Source organism: Mycobacterium parascrofulaceum ATCC BAA-614 (genome assembly GCF_000164135.1).
GTDB lineage: Bacteria > Actinomycetota > Actinomycetes > Mycobacteriales > Mycobacteriaceae > Mycobacterium > Mycobacterium parascrofulaceum.
Genome location: NZ_GG770579.1, coordinates 1 through 2,538, shown reverse-complemented (window position 1 = coordinate 2,538; position 2,538 = coordinate 1). Strand labels below are relative to the sequence as shown.

General features: G+C 70.7%; 5 protein-coding genes. All 5 read left to right on the top strand.

Annotated elements, in window-relative coordinates:
• A partial coding sequence (locus HMPREF0591_RS29470; protein ID WP_007172530.1) for a PPW family C-terminal domain-containing PPE protein occupies positions 1 to 315 on the top strand: 315 nt, incomplete at its 5' end.
• Between the two features lie 82 nt (positions 316 to 397).
• Positions 398 to 691: a WXG100 family type VII secretion target gene (locus tag HMPREF0591_RS29465; RefSeq protein WP_007172529.1), complete on the top strand. Its 294-nt coding sequence runs from the start codon at positions 398 to 400 to the stop codon at positions 689 to 691.
• A 33-nt stretch (positions 692 to 724) separates the two neighbouring features.
• Positions 725 to 1,015: a WXG100 family type VII secretion target gene (locus HMPREF0591_RS29460; protein ID WP_007172528.1), complete on the top strand. Its 291-nt coding sequence runs from the start codon at positions 725 to 727 to the stop codon at positions 1,013 to 1,015.
• A gap of 10 nt (positions 1,016 to 1,025) precedes the next feature.
• Entirely contained in the window at positions 1,026 to 1,901 is an 876-nt protein-coding gene (locus HMPREF0591_RS29455; RefSeq protein WP_007172527.1) for an ESX secretion-associated protein EspG, read from the top strand.
• 52 nt (positions 1,902 to 1,953) lie between these two features.
• Positions 1,954 to 2,538: type VII secretion integral membrane protein EccD (gene eccD / locus HMPREF0591_RS29450; protein WP_007172526.1), on the top strand; the 585-nt coding region annotated here is incomplete at its 3' end.

Sequence of the window (2,538 nt, the reverse complement as noted above, 5' to 3'; positions counted from 1 at the left end):
CGGGCGCGGCGGCGCCGCAAGGCCGCGATGCGCGACCACAGCGACGAATACCTGGACCTGGACTCCGACCTCGGCGTCCCGCCGGATTACGGCGACGGGGAACGACTGGCCGCGGCGGTGGCATCCGGGGCGGGGGCCGGGACGCTCGGCTTCGCCGGAACCACGCGCAAGGACAACGCTTTTCGCGCGGCCGGGCTGACCGAACTCACCGAGGGCGAGTTCGGTGGCGGCCCGAGGGTGCCGATGATGCCCGGCACGTGGGACGACGCCGACCACGACCCGGCACGGCGGACCGAGCCGAGGGAAGGGGGCTAAGGCAGCAGCACGATGCTCGTCAGTCGGACAAACCCCATGCGGGCGAAGACAAACCCATGAGGGCGAACAGAAAGGAAACACCATGAGCATGTTGGACGCTCACATCCCGCAGTTGGTGGCCGCGCAATCGGCGTTCAGCGCCAAGGCCGCCCTGATGCGCAGCACCATCAGCCAGGCCGAGCAGGAGGCCATGTCGGCGCAGGCGTTCCACCAGGGCGAGGCCTCGGTCGCGTTCCAGGCCGCGCACGCGCGCTTCGTCGAGGCCGCCGCGCGGGTCAACACCCTGCTGGACATCGCACAGGCCAACCTCGGTGACGCCGCCGGCACCTACGTGGCCGCCGACGCCGCCGCCGCATCCGGCTACACCGCCTTCTGATCCCAGCCGCCACCAACCGCGAAAGGACTTGTCATGTCCCAGATCATGTACAACTACCCGGCGATGTTGAGCCACGCCGCCGACATGTCGGGCTACGCCGGCACCCTGCAGGGGCTCGGTTCGGACATCGCCAGCGAGCAGGCGACGCTGTCGAACGCCTGGCAGGGCGACACCGGGATGACCTACCAGGCGTGGCAGGCCCAGTGGAACCAGGCGATGGAGAGCCTGGTGCGTGCCTACCAGGCCATGGCCAGCACCCACGAAGCCAACACCATGTCGATGCTCGCCCGCGACCAGGCCGAAGCCGCCAAGTGGGGCGGTTGATCCCGGCGCGATGAGTGCTGAACCCAACGCCGTCGAGCTGACGGTCGATCACGCGTGGTTCATCGCCGAAACCATTGGGGCGGGCAGCTTCCCGTGGGTGCTGGCGATCACCTCGCCCTACACCGATGCCGCGCATCGCCAGGCGTTCCTCGAGCGCCAACGGGCCGAGCTGACCGAACTGGGTCTGGTGTCGCAGGGCGGCGCCGTGAACCCCGCGGTGGCCGACTGGATCAGGGTGGTGTGCTTTCCGGAGCGGTGGCTCGACCTGCGCTACGTCGGCCCCGCCAGGGAACCCGGCACCGGCACCGGCGAGATGCTGCGCGGCATCGTGGCGCAGCGCCCGGCCACCACCGCCAAGACGATCGTGGCGCTGCGCAGCGCGCAGCTGATCACGTTCACCGCCATGGACATCGACGACCCGCGCGCGTTGGTCCCCGTCCTCGGTGTCGGGCTGGCGCAGCAACCGCCGGCCCGGTTCGACGAGTTCAGCATGCCGGCGCGGGTCGGCGCCCGCGCCGACGAGCGGCTGCGGTCGGGCGCCCCGCTGGCCGAAGTCGTTGATTACCTGGGTATTCCGCAGTCGGCGCGCGCGGTGGTGGAGTCGGTGTTCAACGGCCCGCGCAGCTACGTCGAAATCGTCGCCGGCTGCCACCGCGACGGCCGGCACGCCACCACCGAAGTGGGGATGAGCATCGTCGACGCGGCGGCGGGGCGGGTGCTGGTCAGCCCGTCGCGCGCATTCGACGGCGAGTGGGTGTCGACATTCGCCCCCGGGACCCCCTTCGCGATCGCCCTCGCGATCGAACAACTGACCGCGTTGCTGCCGGACGCCGAATGGTTCCCCGGCCACCGGTTGGCCAGAGATTTCACCGCACAACACGTCTAACCGCCCAATCGACGAAAATTCCACGAGAGAAGAGAGCAACGATGTTTCAGGTATGGCCCCAGCGTCCTTCGAGGGTCCGGTGACGTCCGGCGCCGTCATGCCGATCGTCCGCGTGGCCATCCTCGCGGACAGCAGGCTGACGGAAATGGCGTTGCCCGCCGAGCTGCCGCTGCGGGAGATCCTGCCCGCCGTGCAGCGGCTGGTGATACCCGCGACGTCGAACGGCGACGCCGACGACACCGCCAGGGGGACGGCCGACCTCGGCGCCGCGACCCAGCTGAGCCTGGCCCCGATCGGCGGAGCGCCGTTCAGCCTGGACGCCAGCCTGGACACCGTCGGGGTGGTGGACGGCGACCTCTTGGCGCTGCAGCCGGTTCCGGCCGGCCCGGCGGCCCCGGGCATCGTCGAGGACATCGCCGACGCGGCGATGATCTTCTCGACGTCCCGGCTGAAGCCCTGGGACGCAAGGCATATCCGGCGCGGGGCGCTGGCCGCGGTGATCGCGGTCGCGTTCCTGGCTACCGGCCTCTCGGTCACCTATCGGGTCGCCACCGGCGCGCTGGCCGGGCTGGTCGCGGTCAGCGCGGTCGCGGCGGTGACCGCGATCGTCGGGTTGCTGGTCGCGGCCCGCTCGCCG

Excerpts from the sequence above, each read along its gene's own strand:
- HMPREF0591_RS29465 (WP_007172529.1), top strand. The coding sequence starts at position 398 with ATGAGCATGTTGGACGCTCACATCCCGCAGTTGGTGGCCGCGCAATCG.
- HMPREF0591_RS29455 (WP_007172527.1), top strand. The coding sequence starts at position 1,026 with ATGAGTGCTGAACCCAACGCCGTCGAGCTGACGGTCGATCACGCGTGG.
- HMPREF0591_RS29460 (WP_007172528.1), top strand. The coding sequence starts at position 725 with ATGTCCCAGATCATGTACAACTACCCGGCGATGTTGAGCCACGCCGCC.